The organism is Actinomadura miaoliensis (assembly GCF_039536785.1).
In the GTDB taxonomy this organism is placed as follows: domain Bacteria; phylum Actinomycetota; class Actinomycetes; order Streptosporangiales; family Streptosporangiaceae; genus Spirillospora; species Spirillospora miaoliensis.
Genome location: NZ_BAAAZG010000059.1, coordinates 199,793 through 214,955, shown reverse-complemented (window position 1 = coordinate 214,955; position 15,163 = coordinate 199,793). Strand labels below are relative to the sequence as shown.

Annotated in this window: 16 protein-coding genes, 1 tRNA gene and 3 pseudogenes; 8 read left to right on the top strand and 12 right to left on the bottom strand. The window is 68.4% G+C overall.

All coding sequences use genetic code 11. The features are described 5' to 3' along the window. The first annotated feature begins 2 nt into the window (after positions 1–2). The gene (locus ABD811_RS37760) at positions 3–662 is read left to right on the top strand and encodes a response regulator (RefSeq protein ID WP_344957394.1); all 660 of its coding nucleotides are present in this window, start codon (positions 3–5) and stop codon (positions 660–662) included. 337 nt (positions 663–999) lie between these two features. On the opposite strand, the gene ABD811_RS37755 is transcribed toward ABD811_RS37760, so the two are convergent. From ABD811_RS37755 to ABD811_RS37740, 4 genes are all read right to left on the bottom strand, one after another. Next, the gene (locus tag ABD811_RS37755; RefSeq protein WP_344957392.1) at positions 1,000–1,506 is read right to left on the bottom strand and encodes a hypothetical protein; all 507 of its coding nucleotides are present in this window, start codon (positions 1,504–1,506) and stop codon (positions 1,000–1,002) included. A 105-nt stretch (positions 1,507–1,611) separates the two neighbouring features. After that, positions 1,612–1,785 carry a hypothetical protein gene (locus tag ABD811_RS37750; protein WP_344957390.1) on the bottom strand — a complete coding sequence of 58 codons (174 nt, stop codon included), beginning with the start codon at positions 1,783–1,785 and terminating at the stop codon, positions 1,612–1,614. Positions 1,786–2,024: 239 nt separating this feature from the next. After that, on the bottom strand, positions 2,025–2,312 hold the full coding sequence (locus ABD811_RS37745; protein ID WP_344957388.1) for a lantibiotic dehydratase: 288 nt from the start codon (positions 2,310–2,312) through the stop codon (positions 2,025–2,027). 240 nt (positions 2,313–2,552) lie between these two features. Further along, positions 2,553–2,873, bottom strand: coding sequence for a hypothetical protein (locus tag ABD811_RS37740; protein WP_344957386.1), 321 nt, complete (start codon positions 2,871–2,873; stop codon positions 2,553–2,555). A gap of 348 nt (positions 2,874–3,221) precedes the next feature. Here ABD811_RS37740 and ABD811_RS37735 point away from each other — a divergent pair, with 348 nt between their 5' ends. Then, positions 3,222–3,626, top strand: a complete 405-nt coding sequence (locus tag ABD811_RS37735) for a hypothetical protein (protein WP_344957384.1) — start codon at positions 3,222–3,224, stop codon at positions 3,624–3,626. Between the two features lie 458 nt (positions 3,627–4,084). Here ABD811_RS37735 and ABD811_RS37730 read toward each other — a convergent pair. After that, positions 4,085–4,504, bottom strand: a pseudogene (locus ABD811_RS37730) (IS5 family transposase); the annotation flags it as partial. A gap of 362 nt (positions 4,505–4,866) precedes the next feature. Between ABD811_RS37730 and ABD811_RS37725 the strand changes: the two are divergent. The 5 genes from ABD811_RS37725 to ABD811_RS37705 all read left to right on the top strand — a co-directional run bounded on the left by ABD811_RS37725 (position 4,867) and on the right by ABD811_RS37705 (position 10,418). Beyond that, a complete protein-coding gene (locus ABD811_RS37725) occupies positions 4,867–6,522 on the top strand; it encodes an NAD-dependent malic enzyme (RefSeq protein WP_344957382.1) in 1,656 nt (551 codons plus the stop codon). 3 nt (positions 6,523–6,525) lie between these two features. Further along, a complete protein-coding gene (locus ABD811_RS37720) occupies positions 6,526–8,019 on the top strand; it encodes a class II fumarate hydratase (protein ID WP_344957380.1) in 1,494 nt (497 codons plus the stop codon). A 310-nt stretch (positions 8,020–8,329) separates the two neighbouring features. Next, positions 8,330–9,313: a DUF6301 family protein gene (locus ABD811_RS37715; RefSeq protein WP_344957377.1), complete on the top strand. Its 984-nt coding sequence runs from the start codon at positions 8,330–8,332 to the stop codon at positions 9,311–9,313. 367 nt (positions 9,314–9,680) lie between these two features. Further along, positions 9,681–9,953, top strand: coding sequence for a hypothetical protein (locus ABD811_RS37710; protein WP_344957375.1), 273 nt, complete (start codon positions 9,681–9,683; stop codon positions 9,951–9,953). 9 nt (positions 9,954–9,962) lie between these two features. Further along, the gene (locus tag ABD811_RS37705) at positions 9,963–10,418 is read left to right on the top strand and encodes a GNAT family N-acetyltransferase (RefSeq protein WP_344957373.1); all 456 of its coding nucleotides are present in this window, start codon (positions 9,963–9,965) and stop codon (positions 10,416–10,418) included. A 408-nt stretch (positions 10,419–10,826) separates the two neighbouring features. Here ABD811_RS37705 and ABD811_RS37700 read toward each other — a convergent pair whose 3' ends face one another. From ABD811_RS37700 to ABD811_RS37670, 7 genes and pseudogenes are all read right to left on the bottom strand, one after another. Continuing rightward, the gene (locus ABD811_RS37700) at positions 10,827–11,573 is read right to left on the bottom strand and encodes a DUF6069 family protein (RefSeq protein ID WP_344957371.1); all 747 of its coding nucleotides are present in this window, start codon (positions 11,571–11,573) and stop codon (positions 10,827–10,829) included. Between the two features lie 6 nt (positions 11,574–11,579). After that, the gene (locus tag ABD811_RS37695) at positions 11,580–12,578 is read right to left on the bottom strand and encodes an RNA polymerase subunit sigma-70 (RefSeq protein WP_344957369.1); all 999 of its coding nucleotides are present in this window, start codon (positions 12,576–12,578) and stop codon (positions 11,580–11,582) included. A gap of 141 nt (positions 12,579–12,719) precedes the next feature. After that, positions 12,720–12,875, bottom strand: a pseudogene (locus ABD811_RS37690) (IS5/IS1182 family transposase); the annotation flags it as partial. Positions 12,876–13,058: 183 nt separating this feature from the next. Beyond that, positions 13,059–13,142: pseudogene (locus ABD811_RS37685) on the bottom strand (SAM-dependent methyltransferase); the annotation flags it as partial. Then, positions 13,136–13,396, bottom strand: coding sequence for a hypothetical protein (locus ABD811_RS37680; protein ID WP_344957367.1), 261 nt, complete (start codon positions 13,394–13,396; stop codon positions 13,136–13,138). The gene ABD811_RS37680 and the pseudogene ABD811_RS37685, both read right to left, overlap by 7 nt. A gap of 362 nt (positions 13,397–13,758) precedes the next feature. After that, positions 13,759–13,868, bottom strand: a tRNA-Lys gene (locus ABD811_RS37675). A gap of 247 nt (positions 13,869–14,115) precedes the next feature. Further along, the gene (locus tag ABD811_RS37670; protein WP_344957365.1) at positions 14,116–14,532 is read right to left on the bottom strand and encodes a ribosomal maturation YjgA family protein; all 417 of its coding nucleotides are present in this window, start codon (positions 14,530–14,532) and stop codon (positions 14,116–14,118) included. A gap of 132 nt (positions 14,533–14,664) precedes the next feature. Between ABD811_RS37670 and ABD811_RS44085 the strand changes: the two genes are divergently transcribed. Beyond that, positions 14,665–15,108, top strand: a complete 444-nt coding sequence (locus tag ABD811_RS44085) for a NucA/NucB deoxyribonuclease domain-containing protein (RefSeq protein WP_425549503.1) — start codon at positions 14,665–14,667, stop codon at positions 15,106–15,108. The last annotated feature ends 55 nt before the right edge of the window (positions 15,109–15,163 follow it).

The window sequence follows — 15,163 nt, the reverse complement described above, 5'->3', positions numbered from 1 at the left end:
CGGTGATCCGGACCCTCATCGCCGACGACGCGACGCTCATGCGTGCCGGAATCCGCCTCATCCTGGAGCACGCAGACGACATCGAGGTCGTCGCCGAAGCCGCGGACGGGCCCGCCGCCGTCCGCGCCTGCCGCGAGCAGGAGATCGACGTCGCCCTGCTGGACGTGCACATGCCCGGCGGCGACGGACTCACCGCCATCGCCGGTATCGTCCGGGAGTCGCCGCGCACCAACATCGCCATGCTCACCGCCTACGACGACGACCGCAACGTCGCCGAGGCCCTGCGCGCCGGCGCCATCGGGTTCCTCCTCAAGGACACCGCGCCCACCGAGCTGATCCGCGCCGTACGCGTCGCCGCCACCGGCGAGTCGATCCTGGCGCCGCAGATCACCCGCCGGCTCATCGAACGCCACCTCATCTCCGACTCCGGCGGCGCCGAGGCGGCGGCCAGGAGCCGGATCGAGCGGCTCACCGACACCGAACGCGACGTGCTCCGCCTGGTCTCGGCCGGGCTCTCGAACGCGGAGATCGCCGAACGGCTCTACATGGCCACCGGCACCGTCAAGGCGCACATCAGCCGCATCCTCACCAAGCTCGACTGCGCCAACCGCGTCCAGGCCGCCATCCTGGCCCACGACGCCGGCCTCCCCACAAGCGGCTGACCCCGTCCCCGCCCCTGACCGGAACCCACCGAATCCGGGTCACTTCTGCGGTTTACGCAAAGGCAGTTCGAGTCCGAGCGGGAAGCGCTGGTCCGGGGAGCCCGTAACCCGAGATGCGTAAAGGTGATCTTGTAGCGGGTCTTGTCGTCTTTACTGGATGCGGCCTGGGTAGGCGGCGGCGAGTTCGTTGAGGGCGCGGCTTGGAGGACCAGCTGGGCGCCCTGGGGCCTGCGGGTGCCGGGACGAGGCAGGCAAACTGCTGGGAACCCGATGCCCCAGGCCGCGCCGCAGTGACGGCCGGTGGAACACCGCGCACGGCGTCTAATCTAAGAGCGGGTTAGACGAAGCGCCACTTCTGGCGGGGCTCGCCGCCGTCGGCCACCACCACCCGGTAGACGCCGGACCGCTGCTCCAGCAGCGTGACGACCTTGGCGGGGTCGCCGGGGAAGAAGTAGCCGTCCTCAGCCCGCCACTGGGTCTGGCCCGCCTCACCGCGCCCCTTCAGCGAGACGTCGCCGTAGCGGCCGGTGATGGGCGGCGAGGCGGCCAGGGTGTACCAGGAGCGGATGTCCTTGGCGCAGTTGACCAGGTGGTAGAGCTCCTGGCCCCAGCCGTTCTTGCGGTCGTCGAGGAACCAGCGCTCGTATTTCTTGCCGGAGGGTTCGGTGGCCAGTCCCAGCACCTGGTCGGCGGTGTGGGTGTAGTACACCGTCTCCTTGGCGCCTTCGAGCCAGTCGGTCTCCTGCTGGGAGCCGGTAATGGTGCCGCCGGGCAGGGCGGCCAGGTACAGGCCGGTGTCCTCGTTGATGATGCAGAACTCCCCGTCGGGGAACCCGTTGGACATCTGCTGCTCTCCTTGCGGGTTGAGAACGGTCGCGGGTTGAGAACGGTCGCGGGTTGAGAACGGTCGCGGGTTGAGAACGGTCGCGGGTTGTGAACGGGCCGGGTGTCAGTCGGCGGTCTGGACGGTGATGACGGAGTCGGGGCAGTGCGCGGCCTGCCGGGTCAGGGCGGTGTGTTCGGCAGAATCCACGGTCAGGCGCCAGCGCAGTCTCACCGCGGTCCATTCGGTGATGTAGCGGCACCGGGCGTCGGGGGCGGGGAGCCACGAACCCGGGAACATCGGCTCAGCAGACCCACTAATAACTAACTGCTCTCGCGTGATTGCGGACAGTGACCATATGGCTATAGGAGGAGTACCGTCCGCCACCACATATCTGCGGACAGGTGACAATCTCCGCAAGCTGCATCGCTGCCGGACAGCCTGGCCCGCTCGGGGTTACTGTGCTTGGTGGAGTCGGCGGCGCGGCTCGGCTGCCGGGGCTGCGGCCGCATCGGCTCCGACACACTCACGGCACCCGCCTACGCCGCAGCGGCGCCGACCGACAGGACACCCTCGGCCGGGTCGCGGTGCTCGGCCAGACTGATCACCTGCCCCGCCGTGCGCGGCGCGCAGATGACGTTGGCGGTGCGCGGCTGCCGGGGCGGAAAGGACAGCTGTACCGGCAGCGCGCCCTGCACTGCTGCGGGCAGGCTGCCCAGGATGGCGGCGGACGACCCGCCGGTATCCGCGCTTCTTCGCGCACTGGCGATGGGTTCCCGAGTTCTGACGGAGAGGTTGAGAAGAGCCCGATGACGGGAGACTGTCACGCCGGGATCTGTGGGAGCCTGGAGGTGAGGCCCCTCCGGGCCACCCGACCTTTCCGTTCCGGGTACGCCTCGCCGCCCGCGACCGGCATGTGATCAGTGGTCATCACGAGACTGCTGAAAAAGGCTCAGTACAATCCATGCGACGCGCCCGCTACCGCCCCAGAGGCGGTAGCGGGCGCATTGGTCATTCCACCACCCGAGAGCACATCAGCCCCGTGACCTGGCAGGAGAAGCCACCGACTACATTTCACTCAGCGCGATGGACATGATCACCACAGCGCAGAAAAGCCCGCCAAGGAGAACGACCCCGGACGCCGCCAGAGCGAGACCCGGCCGTAGGAGGCGGCGCGCCACCAGATAGGCCACCGCGCACGCCAGAAAAGCGGCCACCGAAAGGTAGAGCACGAACACGGACGCCAGTCCCACGAGAACGGCACTGCCCAGCGCGGCCGCCACCCTGGCCCCACCACGAAGGTCACGGCCGACGAGTGCGTAGGTGACGACTCCGGCGAACGCGGCGCAGCCGGCCAGCATCGCGGGGATGATCAGATCATCTGGCATGCGGTCCTCTTCCCAATCCGAAAACGCGTTGGCGTCACGTACGACCCCAACTCGGGCCGAAAAGTTCGATCACCGTTCCACATTGAGCACACGCACGAGGTGCCGATGTCCCGCGTACGCGGACGACCTGGCGAATGGGCCACCCAGGTCGGCGGGAACTCCCGCAGCGCGGAAGGACGAAAGGGTTCGCCCAGCATAGGCGGAGCTGGGGCACAACGCTTGACTGTCCGGATGGTTAAGGGAGCAGGGCCGGGTGGCACATCTTGCGAGGGGGATGTGCCGGTGCATGGAGTGCCACGGTTGGACGGTCAGGCATTGCGTCGGGCCCGGCTGGCGTGTGGGCTGAGCTTGGACGCGCTCGCCGAGGCCCTGGGCAGCGGGGCGACCCGTCACCAGCTGATCGCCTATGAGGCCGGGCGGTGCCGACCGGACCCGCCGCGACTCGTGGCGCCGGCCAGGCCCTGGACGTACCGTCCGAACAGCTCGCAGGGTCAAGCCGTACTGGGCGAACCTGGCGGATCTGCGGCACTGGGCAGGGCTGACGGCCGGGCGGCGGCGCCGTCGTTCGGTTTCAGCCGCTGGTCACTGCTGCGGGCCGAGAAGACCGGGCAGCTCCCGCTGTTCTGGGGCACCCGCGACGCGTTCGTCAGGATCGTGGCCCATTGCTACGCCCGCCCCCACGGGATCGTGCTGGGCGCGCTGCGACGGACCGAGCTGCGTCACGCCACGCTCGCGAGCCGCTTGCTCGGCTGATGCTCCCTTGAGCGACCGTACGTGCAACACCTGCTCGGCTACGCCTCGGTGGCCAATGCCGGGCGCTGCTTCCAGGCCGGGGAAGCGCGACCTGCCACCACGCGGCCGCAGGGGGACGGCCGGCCGCGCGCCAGTGGTGTTCCTCGCCAGCCGTTCGGCATCCACCTCCCGCAACGACTCGATCACCACCCCCGGCGTCGCCCCAACAGGCGCGGCGGCGCCGCTCCACACGATCTGGGTCTCGTCAACGCCCTCGATAGGGGCCTGCAGGCCGTGCACCGTCACTCGGGCCCGTGAACACGGCCTCCGTAAGATCCACGCGCGCCCCGCGGAGCTGCAGCGTCACCCGGCCCGACGCCCGCATCCTCACCAGCACAACACGGCTGCCGCCGCCTGGACCAACAACTCCCCGGACGATTCCGCGCGCGTGAAGTCGGCGTCCTTGGTGAAGGTCGCGCTGGCGAAGTCGGCGCGTCGCAGGCCAGGTGGATCTTGGTGGTCAGCCCGCCCCGGGACCGGCCGAGCGCCTGGCGCCTCCTTTTCGGGCGCCGGCGGCGTGCTGGTGGGTGCGCACGATGGTGGAGTCCACCGACACCAGCCAGTCGATGTTCCCGGCGGCGTCGGCGTGGGCCTGGGCGGCCTGCAACATCCGTGTGAACGTGCCGTCGGCGGCCCACCGGCGAAAGCGGGTGTGCAGCGACCGCCAGGAGCCATAGCGTTCTGGCACATCCCGCCAGGCCACCCCGGAGCGGAACTTGAACACGATCCCGTTCAGCACCCGCCGGTCATCGAGCCCGCGGACGCCCCATCCGCTGCCTGGGCAGCAACGGCTCCAGCACCGCCCACTCGGCATCGGTCAGCTCATGACGACGCACCACGCGCTACATGATCCACACACAACCACCAGCACGCCGCCACTTTGACGACACTTCCTAGCCGGGGGCGACGTAGCAGGCGAACGAAAAGTCACGCTAAGGAGCGGTCGGCGGGGCGGGCTTGGCGTGACTGGTCGTTCCAGAGAGCTACTGGTGGCGGCCGGACCCCAACGTTCACCTGCTGATTTCCAGGTTTGCGGCTGGGGTGTCGGTGCCTGCCGACTTGGGCACGGTCATGAGGAGAAGCGTGCTCCTCGGCGGGCGTGTGGACGGAGAGCTGTGGAGGCAGTGATGTCAGTGACGGAGGGGAACGGCCGCTCGGGATTAGCCGGATCTTCGAGGAGGCGGACGGGGGTTATGTCACATTGGCGCGTGGGCTGGAGGTTCTGCGGGAGCCCTTGCTGAACAAGGGAACCGCGTTCACCGCCGAGGAACGTGACGAACTCGGGTTGCACGGTCTGCTGCCGTCGGCGGTGGAGACGATCGATCAGCAGGTGCGTCGGGTCTACGCGCAGTACCGGGTGCAGCCGAGCGATTTGGCCAAGAACGTCTATCTGGAGGCCTTGCGTGACCGCGACGAGGTCTTGTATTACCGGCTGCTGTCGGAGCATCTGCGGGAGATGCTGCCGATCGTCTACGATCCCACGGTCGCGCAGGCGATCAAGAACTACAGCCATGAGTACCGGCGGCCGCGGGGTGTGTACCTGTCCGTCGACGATGTGGACGGGATCGAGCGCGCCTTCGCCAACCTCGGGTTGTGCCCGGATGATGTCGATCTGGTGGTGGCCTCCGACGCTGAAGAGATCTTGGGTATCGGGGACTGGGGGGTGGGCGGTGGTGCCGGGATCGCGGCCGGCAAGCTCGCGGTCTACACTGCCGCGGCCGGGATCGACCCGACCCGTGCCGTCCCGGTGGCACTGGACGTCGGCACCGACAACGAGGAGTTGTTGAACGATCCGGGCTATGTCGGTAACCGGCACGCGCGGGTCCGCGGGCGGCGCTATGACGATTTCATCGACGTGTACGTGACCACGGTGACCAGGATGTTCCCGGCCGCCATGCTGCACTGGGAGGACTTCGGGCCCTCCAACGCGCGGCGGATCCTGGAGAAGTACACCGGCCGGATCCCGACCTTCAACGACGACATGCAGGGCACCGGTGCGATCGTGCTGGCCGCGATGCTCGGCGCGGTGCGGGTGTCCGGCACGCCGATGCGGGACCAGGGGATCGTCGTGTTCGGCGCCGGGACCGCGGGCATCGGCATCGCCGACCAGTTGCGCGCCGCGATGGTCCGGGACGGCCTGGATCACGAGGCGGCCACCCGGCGGATCTGGCCCATCGACAAGCAGGGCCTTCTCGTCGATGACATGCCCGATCTGCGGGACTTCCAGCAGCCGTACGCCCGTCCCGCCGCCGAGGTCGACGGCTGGAAGAGGGACGACGGCCCTATCGGGCTGGGTGAGGTCGTCGAGCGGGTCAAGCCGACGATGCTGCTGGGCACCTCCACCGCACACGGTGCCTTCACCGAGCACATCGTGCGGGCGATGGCCGCCGGCGTCGAGCGGCCCGTCATCTTCCCGATCTCCAACCCGACCGAGCGGATCGAGGCGATGCCCGCCGACCTGCTGCGCTGGAGTGACGGCCGGGCTTTGATCGCCACCGGCGTCCCGGTCGACCCGATCACCTATGGCCGCGTGACGCACGCCATCGCCCAAGCCAACAACGCGCTGCTGTATCCGGGGCTGGGACTGGGCGCGATCGTCTCCCGTGCGCGGCGCGTCAGCGACGGCATGCTGCAGGCCGCGGCCGAGGCCGTGGGCGGCATGGTCGACGTGACCGCCCCGGGCGCATCCCTGCTTCCCCAGGTGGAGAACCTGCGGGAGGTCTCGGCGACCGTCGCGGTCGCGGTCGCCGAGCAGGCCGCACGCGAAGACCTGGCCCGCGTGGACCTGAAGGAACCGGTCCGGCAGGTTCAGGACGCCATGTGGCAGCCGGAGTACAAGCCGGTCAAGGGGCGCTAGACGATGGCCACCAGCGACACGCCGCAGGTCAAGGATCTGCCCATCGGGCTCACCGATACCGGCACCCGCACCGAGACCGACTCCATCGGCGAGATCCAGGTGCCCGCCGGCCACTACTGGGGCGCGCAGACCCAGCGATCACTGATCCACTTCGACATCGGTGATGATCGGATGCCGAAGGAGATCTACCACGCCTACGGCTACATCAAAAAGGCCGCAGCCCTCGTCAACGGTTCGGCCGGCCGGCTCCCTCAGTGGAAGGCCGATCTGATCGCCCGCGTCGCCGAGGAGGTCATCCGCGGCGACCTCGACACCGAGTTCCCGCTGTACGTCTGGCAGACCGGCTCGGGCACCCAGTCGAACATGAACGTCAACGAGGTGATCTCCAATCGGGCGATTCAACTGCTCGGGGGCCGGCTGGGCAGCAAGGATCCGGTGCATCCGAACGACCACGTGAACATGGGCCAGTCCTCCAACGACACCTTTGTGTCCGCCATGCACATCGCCGCCGCCTCGATGATCGAGACCAGGCTGCTACCCGCCCTGGACCGGCTCCAGCAGGCCACGCAGACCAAGAGCCACGAATGGGAACACGTCGTGAAGATCGGCCGCACCCACCTGGAAGACGCCACCCCGCTCACCGTCGGCCAGGAATGGTCCGGCTACGCCGCCCAGCTCACCGACGCCACCGATCACCTGCGCCACCTCACACGCGGCTTGTACCGGCTGGCGATCGGCGGCACGGCGGTCGGTACCGGCCTGAACGCTCCGCCCGGTTTCGGTGACGACGTCGCCGCACGGATCGCGGACCTGACCGGCCGTCCCTTCACCAGCGCACCCGACAAGTTCGCCGCCCAAGCCTCCTGCGACGCGCTCGTCCGCACGTCCGCAGCGATCCGCGCCCTCGTCGCGCCGCTGTTCAAGTTCGCCAACGACCTGCGCTGGCTGGGCTCCGGGCCGCGAACCGGCCTGCACGAGCTCATCCTGCCCGCCAACGAACCCGGCTCGTCGATCATGCCGGGCAAGGTGAACCCGACCCAGGCCGAGGCGATGTTGATGGTCGCCATCCAGGTCATCGGCAACGACACCGCCGTTGCGATCGCCGGTGGCGAAGGCAACTTCGAACTCAACGCCTTCCGCCCCGTCATCATCAACAACATCCTGCACTCGGTGCGAATCCTCGCCGACATGACCGAACACTTCCGCGTCTACCTCGTCGATGGTGCCCGGCTCAACACCGGCAGGCTCGCCGAGAATCTGGAACGTTCGATCATGATGGTCACCGCGCTGAGCCCGGTCATCGGCTACGACAAGGCCGCCCGGATCGCCCACCGCGCCCTGGACGAGGACTTGACCCTGAAGGACGCCGCGCTGAAGTCCGGGGTCAGCCCGGAACTGTACGAACGCGTCGTCATCCCGGAGAACCTCACCCGGCCCGGAGCGGCCGGCACCTCGACCGACGAGAACAGCGATCATACGAGGCGAGATCGCTCCTGAGGCACCCATGTGACCGGCTCCCCGTCATAGAGCGGGCTCCAAGGCCCCTCCGCCGGCGCCGCCCGTACGACCTCCAGCAGAACACCCGGCATCTCGACCTGCTGCATGGGAGACAGAACGGTCAACGGCAGCAGGGCATGGCCGTGGCATTGACGGCCGCCGGGCCGGCGGTGCCTGGCATCGCCATAGAGCCAGCGGAGGTGATGACCGGGCTGGGGGCTTTGGGTGTTTCCGTTCACGCAGGCCGGCCACGGTAACGGTGTGCCGAGAGGAGGCCGAGTGTCGGTGGTGATCGCTACCGTTCAATGGCATGACCGTACGGGTGACCGATGCTGAGATCGAGGAGCTGATCCGCCGCTTCGCTGCCCTGGACATGGGTGAGTGGGACCGGGCGGCGGTCGAGCGCGCCGCCACTGAGCTGGGATGGCCGATCCGCCGGGACTATGACCGGCTCGCGCTGCAAGCCTCGCTGTCGGCCGGGCACGCTCGTGCCTACCCCGACACTACGTCCGACCCGCGGCGCGACAATGGCTACCAGTCCTTGGAGTACCAGCTGGCGGAACTGGCACGCGGGGACGACCCGCAGGTGCTGACCGAGGTGTTCCAGGCGGCCAGGCGGGCGGCGGAACGACGTCTTGGGCCGGCACCGATCCGTGGCGGTGACGGTCCCTGGCTGCGGTGGCGTCGTCCCGTCTCGCTCCTGGAGATCGAGCGGACCTCGCGGACCGTCGAGTTGCGGCTGCGTCCCACCCAGGTCGTCGAGAACGCCGAGTATCGTGTCGGCAAGTGGGGCGACCGCGACTTCGCGGTCGCGACCATCGGGTCCTGGCTGTCGGTGGCCCGCCGGGACGCATCCCTGGAGGGGTTGTGGCTGCCCGGGGGCTTTGAGGCGGAAACCTGGCAGGATTTCCAACAGTGGCTCGCAGAAACGTTGCGGGCACTGGTCAGCGACGTGCCCTGCCTCGGAGAAGATCTGGTGATGGTCCTGTCGCCAGGCGATGGCAGCGGCCGCTTCGTCCAGTTGACCATCGATGACGCCGGACTCCTGCACATGGAGGCCGGCCGCATGCCTGACGATCCGAACACGCTGGCGGCGATGGGGTGGGAAGAGCACGACGAATACGTGGTGGCCATCGACCTGGACACGCCGACCGGTCCGGAGGTCGACACGGCCGCGCGCATGCTCGTTGAAACACTGCGCGCCCACCGCGTCGACCTGCCGGAACTGTCTCACCAAGCTTGGTTCAACAACTCCGATCACGACCTGATCCTGCTGGGGCTCGGGCTGCCATAAGCGTCGGCCGTACACCTCCGTGATCGACAGGTGCATGCCTCTCTCTTCTGTACGGACGTACCACGCAGGGAACTGGCAGGGCGTCCTAGCTGTGCTGTTCGGAGACGTTGGTGACAGGCGACACGCCTTGGGCGGTTGTTGAACGACAGGAGGGCCTTCTGGTTTCGGTGTGGATTGCGACATCTGCACCGACGCCCAGGAGGCCCTCGTGTCCCACCGTAACGCCCCTTTGACCCCGGGCCAGTACAACTAGCCGGGCGGGGTTGGCTCGTGGGGCTGGGACGGCGCGCGGAGGGACGTTGCGGCGCGGCGCCGCCCGGCGGGTCCGTAGGTGCGTCGGCATCCTGCGGTGGGCACCCTCTAACCGTTGCTGTTCTGCTCGGCAACGTCGACGCACCGGACCACCTGCGGTGAGTCGAACTGCAGCGGCGCCGCCTGGCAGCCGACCCGGCGGCCGCCGGCCGGGTACGGCGCCTGGGGCGCACCAACCCCCCAGGCTCCGGACGAGCTGGACACGTTGTCGCAGCACGCGATGCAGATCGCGCGGCGGGTCGCCGACGCGGCAACTGCCGGACTGGAACACCCCGCAGGCGGCCATGACCGTGAATATTCACATGATGACCGTGCGGAGATCGGCTAGGAATACGTCATGCCGATGCGTGTGCGCCTTGCCGATCTGTGCCGGGAGACCTGGGAGGAGGTGGCCGAACTGACAGTGGCCGACGACCAGCGCGACTTCATCGCGTCGAACCTGTACTCGATCGCCGAAAGTCGCTTCTTGCCGGGCTTCGTGACTCGGGCGGTGATGCACGATGTGCGTACCGTGGGCTTCGCGATGTACGGTCCCGATCCCGACGACGGGCGGATGTGGCTGTACCGCTTGATGATCGACAAGGCTTACCAGGGAAAGGGCCTGGGCCGAGCCGCTCTCCAGCAGGTCGTCGCACATGTGCGGGACGAGTTCGACGCGCCGGTGCTGCGGCTGGGGGTACACGCGGACAACGCCGCGGCCTGGGCCCTCTACACCTCTGCGGGGTTCGCCCCCATCGGGAAGGCCTTGGGCGATGAGGAAATCCTGGAGCTCCGTCTGTCCACCGAGGCCTGAGTGGCGCTCGCTGTCGCTCGGCGCTGCAAGCCACGGCACGCCACCGGCCGGTCGGAGGCCGTGCAGTGAGGATCGGCCCGTGGGTGAGTGGATGTCATTACCCCGGTCATTCGCCCGCTCTGGTGGTGCCGGCATCAGTGGGGTCGGGCGGTTTGGTGGCTTTGGTGACCATCACGTGCGGATTGCCGCGAGCGCACTAACGTCGCCCCCGGTGCTGCCACGCTCCGATCCAGGTTTCTTTTCTTGGTCAATCCGAAAGCTGAGTCGCGTGGGCGAAGAAGCACACGGCACCTTTCGGGATGAAGACCAAACGCTATCCGCTTCGGTCGGGGCGCACCGGATACTCCGGTCGCGTTCACTCCGGCCGACTCCGCCGTCGCACGCCTCCGTTGTCCCGTTGCGGGATCGTCAATCGGTCCGGGTGCGGAGGCTCCGCGCCAGGGTGGGGATCATCACCGTCGCGGGGACGAGGTGGAGCCCGAGGAGGGCGGTGGTGGTGGCGGTGTTCGCCCCGGAGAGGAGGGGCGGGATCAACGAGATCGCGGTCAGCGACACCGCCGTCCACACGAATCGCGCGGCGGGGCGAGCGCTCCAGCGAAGAAGAGCGGCGGCAATGACGATGCCCACGACCGAGAAGAAGCCGGTCACCACGGCGAACCCGGGCAACGGGATCGACTCGCCACCATCGGGGACCTCGAAGTCGACGCCGACGGCCTGGGCAAGCGCAGCGGCGAGGGTGGTGGCCCCCATCGCTGCGAGCGTCGCGACGAAGCCGATGCCGGCGAGCCCGCGGAGTCGGTGGGTGGGGCTGGTCCGGCCCGATGCCGGGCCTGCGACGACCCCGGTGTCATTCATGCTGTTCATGTCATCTTCCATCATTCGGTGACTGGCGTGGGGGTGTGTTGACCGGCATGTGACGGTCCTGGCCCTGGGGGTGACGATGCGCACCCTCGCCGTGCGACGGCCGGGGTTGCGCAGGGCGCGGACGCCGGTGCCGCGGAGCCAGAACCCGGCGTCGCGTCCGAGGACCGGCCCGGGCTCGCCGTCGCGCAGCTCCAGCTGCACCCGCCCGCGGGTGACGACGCCGAACACGTCACGCCACTCGGCCGCGACCACCGCGACACGCGCGCCACCGCGCAGCGTGAGCGTCCGCACCGTGGACTACTCCGTGCCGTCCGCCGGCAGGCGCTCCGGCAGCCCGAGCCGCGGGAACTGGTCGTCGTGGAAGATGACGACCTCGGTGATCGCTCCGCCGGTGACACGCAGGACGTCGATCGTCAGCGGCAGGTACGCGCCCTCCCGCTCCCGCCAGAGGTAGAAGGCGACGGCGGGCTGCCGGTTCACGGAGGTGAGGACGGCGCGCAGGCCCTTCATGCCCTCGAAGCCGTCCTCGACCCAGCTATTCACGACCGTGTCGCGGCCGACGTACACGCCCGGCGTGGGCGGCATCGAGAACCGGACGTCGTCCCGCAGCAGTGCGGCGAGCGCCGGGATGTCCGTGGCCACGCTGGCTTCGGTATAGCGGCGCACCAGCTCGCGCGTCCCGGCGTCCTCCTCGCCGCCGGTCCAGTCCTGCCGCTCGGCGGGCAGGTGCTCCCGCATGCCGGCGCGGGCCCGCTGCAGCGCGCTGTTGACGGAGTTGACGGAGTCCCCGAGGAGCTCCGCGACGTCCTTCGCCGGCCAGCCGAGCACGTCCCGCAGGATCAGCACGGCTCGCGGGCGCGGGGCGAGGTGCTGGACTGCGACCAGGTACGCCAGCTCGATCGTCTCCCGCGCGACGGCGACGGTCTCCGGCTCGTCGGAGTCGCCCGCGGGCAACTCGTCGAGCAGCCGGTCCGGGTAGGGCTGCAGCCACGGCACCTCGCCGCCGGTCGCGGGCTCCGGGCGGCACTTGGCGAGCAGGTCCAGGCAGGCGTTGGTGGCGATCCGGTACAGCCAGGCCCGGAACGTCGACCGCCCCTCGAAGGTCTCCCGCCGCCGCCAGGCACGCAGGAACGTCTCCTGCACGGTGTCCTCGGCGTCCTCGAACGACCCGAGCATCCGGTAGCAGTGCACGTGCAGCTCCCGCCGGTGCCGCTCCGCCAGCCCCGAGAACGCCGGCTCGTCGACCTCGCCCGGACCGCTCACGCCCAGCTCCTCCAGCCGCGTGTCCGCACTCATCACGTCATCCTTCCGTCTCGTCGTGTCCCGTCGTAGGTATGACGGGTGCGGGCGCGACAACTCATCACCAGGGTCGGTCGGCATGGCTGAGCGTTTTCATTCTTGGTAGGTCGGGTTTTCGACGTGGTGGAGAACGAGGATGGTCAACGCGGCGATGATGCCGTGGGTTCGCGGCGCAGCAGTCAGGTCGTGTGCCGAGCCGGGAACTGCCGCCGACGCCCGGACGAGGCGTCCGGCCGCATCCGCGTCTACCTGCACGCTCATCCCGTGCCGTCGGTGCTTTCCGGAGTAGTACGGCGTCGGCCGGTGCGCGGGCCCGGGCGGAGACGGGCCCGTCGCGGGCGGTGCCGGTGTGCTCGGCGACGGGCCCGGTATGGGCGCCGGCCTGGGCAGCAGCCAGGTGACCCGCAGGACGTCGGGATACCGGTCCAGGGTGTTGGGCAGCAGCACCCCCACGGGACGGTCCAGGCCCAGGTGGGCGGCCGCCTCCTCGACAAGGCGTTCGGGGTCGCGCAGGTCGCCCTCGATGTGCCCGACGGGCCCCTCGGGGCCCCCTGTCAGCATGGCGCGGGCGAAGGCCAGGACGGGTCGTCATCGACGTACACCACGCGCGCCTCGGAGGCGCTGCGCATCACCGATGCGGGCAACAGCGCGGCGCCAACCTGGTCGCCAAGGTGATGTCGCTGGTCGCGGCGATGTGCGCGGGCGCCGACAGCGTCGATGACGCCGACCGACTGCGGCACGCCGCCACGCCGGTGGCCTTCGAGCAGGTCCGGGCTCCTTCCACGCTGGGCACGTTCCTGCGGTCGTTCACCCACGGCCACGCCTGCAGTTGCGCGCGGTGCACCGCCGCCTGCCGGCCGCGCACGTCCCGCTGCTGCCCGGCGCCGGCCAGGTCGCCTTCATCGACATCGACTCCACCCACCAGCGGGTGTTCGGCCGCGCCAAGCAGGGAGCCCAGAGCGGACGGTTCAAAGGCGTGAGCACCCTGCACCCGCTGCTGGCCACCAATGCCGAGCGTCGGGGGCGTGGGACGGGTGCCGGCAGTCCGTCCGCGGACACCAGACGATGTCTCGGTTCGTTCCCGCGAGCCAACATGGAGCCAACACGGCAACGTACCGGGGCGAAGCTGGCGGGGGACATACCCGGGCGATCTCGCGTTTGCCCAGGTCAAGCGGGGTGGGTCGCGTGGGACTCGAACCCACAACCTACGGATTAAAAGTCCGCAGCTCTCATATTAGATCGGTGCTTTCGCTATCACACTATATCGCTTTGTCCATGTCCAGCCAGGTTTCTGTGTCGCCCTGTGCCGTGGGCTGTCGTCCCGTACCGATGCCGCCGAGCCAACAACGAGTCAACATGGCTGGCCGGCGGTCACGGATGGCCGGGAAAAACACGTCGGCGATCGACGACACCACGTGCGAGGGGCGGAACGGGAATTCCGGGATGCACGTGGCCACCGCCCACCTGGTCGCCACCGACCACTCCGGCGCGCACTGTGTGGAACGGTTCTTGGATTGATTCGATCCGCGGATGGCTAAGGTGCAGCGGGTGTCGGGTTTGTTTGGGAACGTTTGCGGGCGCGGAGGAACCATTGCGCGGCGACCAATGGGATGGCGCCGACGGGGTACCAGGCAACGTCAATGAGGTCGAACTGGGCGCCTAGCAGCTGGCGTGCGAGCCAGCTGCGCTGGGAGAGTGCCGCAGGTATGGGGGTGAGCTGTGCAAACTCAATGAACCAGCAATATGCGATCGCGGCGCTGCCGGCGTGCAGCGGGGAGATCGGCGGCCATATGAAAATCACTATCGTGTAGACGATGGCCGCGGACAAGGCGGCGCCTGAGTACTGTTCGATGGGTCCGTCCATCGAGGCGCGGATTGCGTAGGCCGCGCATGCAAAGCCGGCTGCCGATACCACCATCAGCAGCCGGGTCCAGCGCGCTGCGAGCGACATCGCGCAATCATAAGTGGCAGCGCAGCTAAGGTGGTAGCCAGGCCGCTGAGCTTGGACGGGCCGCAGCTGCACCGCTTCTTGGCCGTATCCGGCTGGACTGGCTTCGCGTCGGCGACGTGGAACGCGTCTTCGATGCGATCGATGAACTCAACGAGACCATCACCCGGGCGCGTGAATCCGGCGATCCGAAACTGCGGGCCAGGGTCAAGGGCCAACAAGGGAAATATCGACCAATCCAGGGAGCGAACCAGTTGTGATGAGTACCCCTTCGCAGCGACGCAGGAAAGTGCTGGCCAAAAAAAGATCTCCGGCCTGACCTGTGTCCAGTTCTACGCAACGAAAGTCAGCGGTTCCTGGATCCTTCGCCTGGACCACGGTTACGGAACCCCGGTCAGCTGGACTGAACCATGCGGCCGTGGCGCTATCCCACTCAACCAGAATCGCGGAGCTGGCGGCGGTGTCGGCGGCATCGTGACCAAATACCGCCTTCTCGACGGTGACTCCTACTATGTCGAAACTCCTGGATTCGACAAGTGTGACCCCAGTGCACCCGAATGCGAGATCGACATTCCCTAGAACCTGAACTTCGCAACGAATCCCTGGCCAATCCCGATGAGATTCTGGATTGGCC

Coding starts and splice junctions, on each gene's coding strand:
- ABD811_RS37755 (WP_344957392.1), bottom strand. CDS start 1,506: ATGTCCAACGGGTTCCCCGACGGGGAGTTCTGCATCATCAACGAGGAC.
- ABD811_RS37750 (WP_344957390.1), bottom strand. CDS start 1,785: ATGTTCCCGGGTTCGTGGCTCCCCGCCCCCGACGCCCGGTGCCGCTAC.
- ABD811_RS37740 (WP_344957386.1), bottom strand. CDS start 2,873: ATGCCAGATGATCTGATCATCCCCGCGATGCTGGCCGGCTGCGCCGCG.
- ABD811_RS37720 (WP_344957380.1), top strand. CDS start 6,526: ATGGCCACCAGCGACACGCCGCAGGTCAAGGATCTGCCCATCGGGCTC.
- ABD811_RS37715 (WP_344957377.1), top strand. CDS start 8,330: ATGACCGTACGGGTGACCGATGCTGAGATCGAGGAGCTGATCCGCCGC.
- ABD811_RS37705 (WP_344957373.1), top strand. CDS start 9,963: ATGCCGATGCGTGTGCGCCTTGCCGATCTGTGCCGGGAGACCTGGGAG.
- ABD811_RS37695 (WP_344957369.1), bottom strand. CDS start 12,578: ATGAGTGCGGACACGCGGCTGGAGGAGCTGGGCGTGAGCGGTCCGGGC.
- ABD811_RS37670 (WP_344957365.1), bottom strand. CDS start 14,532: ATGTCGCTCGCAGCGCGCTGGACCCGGCTGCTGATGGTGGTATCGGCA.
- ABD811_RS44085 (WP_425549503.1), top strand. CDS start 14,665: ATGCGATCGATGAACTCAACGAGACCATCACCCGGGCGCGTGAATCCG.